The 2,092-nt window shown below is 55.8% G+C and carries 5 protein-coding genes; 2 read left to right on the top strand and 3 right to left on the bottom strand.

Annotation, left to right across the window (positions count from 1 at the left end):
* A partial coding sequence (locus Q0510_RS12640) for a hypothetical protein (protein ID WP_298712081.1) occupies positions 1 to 308 on the bottom strand: 308 nt, incomplete at its 3' end.
* 173 nt (positions 309 to 481) lie between these two features.
* Positions 482 to 922, bottom strand: a complete 441-nt coding sequence (locus Q0510_RS12635; protein ID WP_298712078.1) for a YqgE/AlgH family protein — start codon at positions 920 to 922, stop codon at positions 482 to 484.
* Positions 923 to 967: 45 nt separating this feature from the next.
* On the opposite strand from Q0510_RS12635, the gene Q0510_RS12630 reads away from it, so the two are divergent.
* Positions 968 to 1,312 carry a DUF488 domain-containing protein gene (locus Q0510_RS12630; protein ID WP_298712074.1) on the top strand — a complete coding sequence of 115 codons (345 nt, stop codon included), beginning with the start codon at positions 968 to 970 and terminating at the stop codon, positions 1,310 to 1,312.
* A gap of 12 nt (positions 1,313 to 1,324) precedes the next feature.
* Here the strand turns inward: Q0510_RS12630 and Q0510_RS12625 are convergent, their stop codons facing one another.
* Positions 1,325 to 1,792: a DUF4265 domain-containing protein gene (locus tag Q0510_RS12625; protein WP_298712071.1), complete on the bottom strand. Its 468-nt coding sequence runs from the start codon at positions 1,790 to 1,792 to the stop codon at positions 1,325 to 1,327.
* A gap of 48 nt (positions 1,793 to 1,840) precedes the next feature.
* On the opposite strand from Q0510_RS12625, the gene Q0510_RS12620 reads away from it, so the two are divergent.
* Positions 1,841 to 2,092, top strand: a 252-nt coding sequence (locus Q0510_RS12620) for an aminoglycoside phosphotransferase family protein (protein WP_298712068.1), incomplete at its 3' end; no start/stop codon positions are given.

Below are 2,092 nucleotides of genomic sequence, written 5' to 3'. Positions count from 1 at the left end.
TGCGTAGTGTCGCGGGTTTTGCCGGTCAGCAGGCTGTCGGCTTGCATGGGGGAAATGCGCGTGTTGGGGGAAGAAGTCGTCCGTGGCGTATATTGCCCCATTTTCTCCATCTCTTTCCGCTCTTTTTTGCTCCAGAGATTTTGCGGGTTCTTCTGCCTGCGGAGCCCGTCTTCAAACCTGTACTCCGCACCGAGCCGGGGCGGCTGGTACACCCGTTCCTTCCGCTGGAAAGCGGACCGCATGCCCCCGCCGTGGCAGCTGCACAGTAGAATTATAAAGGAAATGATGATCGAAAGCGCGCTCCGCATAAAGCAGGTTTTGGGTGGCGGATATGGTTACTTTGCTTTCGATGTAACGCCGGATAAGGGGTGGATATTGCCCGCTGGCCCTAAAAGAATCGCTCCTTACATGTTGATCCTCAGATATTTTCGTAATTTATCATGCATTAAGGTGTGGACTTAACCAAGTTGTCGCCCCCTGTTCAAAACAACGTGGCGGCTTCCAGGATGCTCCAGCTGCCCTCTTCGATCTCCGCTTCCAGTTCACCGGCATCCCAGCCGCAGTAACCGATGAAGATCCTGATGTCGCGCTCGGTGAGGGTATTGTTGTTGATGAGGTGAACAGCTATTTTGAAATCCCCGCCCAGGAAAGCCCCGCCGCCCACGGCCACTCCACCCGGAATCAGTTCCGGCCGGCGATGGACGAAGTAAAGGTGCTCCCGGTCCACAGGCCCGCCCAGCAACAAAGGGAACGCTTTCACATGGCGGAACTCCTCCAGCTCGTTGAGCCCCCGCGGAAACGGCTGGTTCGTCACAAAGCCGAGCGCGCCTTTGTCGTTGTGCTCTGCAATGAAAATCACCGTCTTCTCGAAAATACTGCCGTCCAGCTCCGGCGTACTATGAATGAAAATACCCGTTTGCATGATATAAAGGTAAAACCTTTCCGCAGACGCCAACGTTGTAATAATATGATCAAAACCAAACGCATCTACGAGCCAACCGCGCCGGACGATGGGTTCCGCATCCTGGTCGACCGCCTATGGCCCCGTGGTATTAAAAAAGAAAATGCCCACATCGATCTGTGGGCGAAAGACGTAGCGCCTTCTACCGGATTGCGCCAATGGTTCCATCACGATGCCGGCCACTGGACAGAATTCGAGAAACGTTACCGCGCGGAGCTCAAAGCTTCCGGCGCGGTGGAAGCCCTCCTCCCCGAAATCCGCAAACATAAAACGGTGACCCTGCTATACGGCGCCCGCGACGAAGCGCACAACCAGGCCGTGGTGCTGCAGGAATTGTTCTCCAAACACTGACGCCGCCCGGCTTTAGTACTGGTGTCCCGCGGCAAGGCAGGGCTCCGCATAATCGAGAATGCCCCCGAATGCGTAATCGTCGAGCTGCCGCTTGACGGGCCGGTAATCCACATGCACCGGCACATCCATCACGAAGTACCCTGTTCCGTTGCCGGCGGTGGCACAACCCAGGTCCTGGAACAGCTCGCGCAGGATGGCGGCATCATTCACATCATCCATCACAAAAACCTGTACGGTGGAATGCCCCGAGGCGGATAGCAACCTGCGGAATACCAGGGAGCCGCCCGGCTTGTCGGCCGTAGCCTGTACGATATCGCCCGTGGCGAGGCCCGGCGCATACAAAGGGATGCCGCTGATGCGGAATAATCCCCGGGTATCGTCTACCGGCAACGCCAGTACGGTTTCGCATGTTTCGTCGCCCGTTACTTCGCTGTGGTAATATAGCAGCAACGAAACGGGAGCCGGATGAGATGTGTCCATTTGCTGAAAATAAACCGGTAAATTACGGTTTTCTGTAAACCTGGCTATATGCAATTTGATGAATACCTGGAAAGATGGGCGCTCCGGCCCGATGGCGATGCTATTATCACCCACAGCAGCCGCCTGCTACCCGTGGTGTACGAAGGAATGCCCGCCATGTTGAAAGTAGCGGTGGAAAATGATGAGAAACTGGGGAATGAAGTGATGGTATGGTGGAACGGAAATGGCGCCGCCGGTGTTGTACGGCGACCGGGCCTTCGATTTCGCCAACATATTCTGCAACCCGGATTTTTCCATCGC

This window comes from uncultured Chitinophaga sp., assembly GCF_937874145.1.
Taxonomy (GTDB): Bacteria; Bacteroidota; Bacteroidia; order Chitinophagales; family Chitinophagaceae; genus Chitinophaga.
The sequence above is the reverse complement of the archived record's forward strand: the minus strand, read 5'-3'. Positions and strand labels throughout refer to the sequence as shown.

What these genes read in the sequence shown, in the direction of transcription:
- Q0510_RS12635 (WP_298712078.1), bottom strand. Translation starts at nt 922, where the DNA reads ATGCAAACGGGTATTTTCATTCATAGTACGCCGGAGCTGGACGGCAGT.
- Q0510_RS12630 (WP_298712074.1), top strand. Translation starts at nt 968, where the DNA reads ATGATCAAAACCAAACGCATCTACGAGCCAACCGCGCCGGACGATGGG.
- Q0510_RS12625 (WP_298712071.1), bottom strand. Translation starts at nt 1,792, where the DNA reads ATGGACACATCTCATCCGGCTCCCGTTTCGTTGCTGCTATATTACCAC.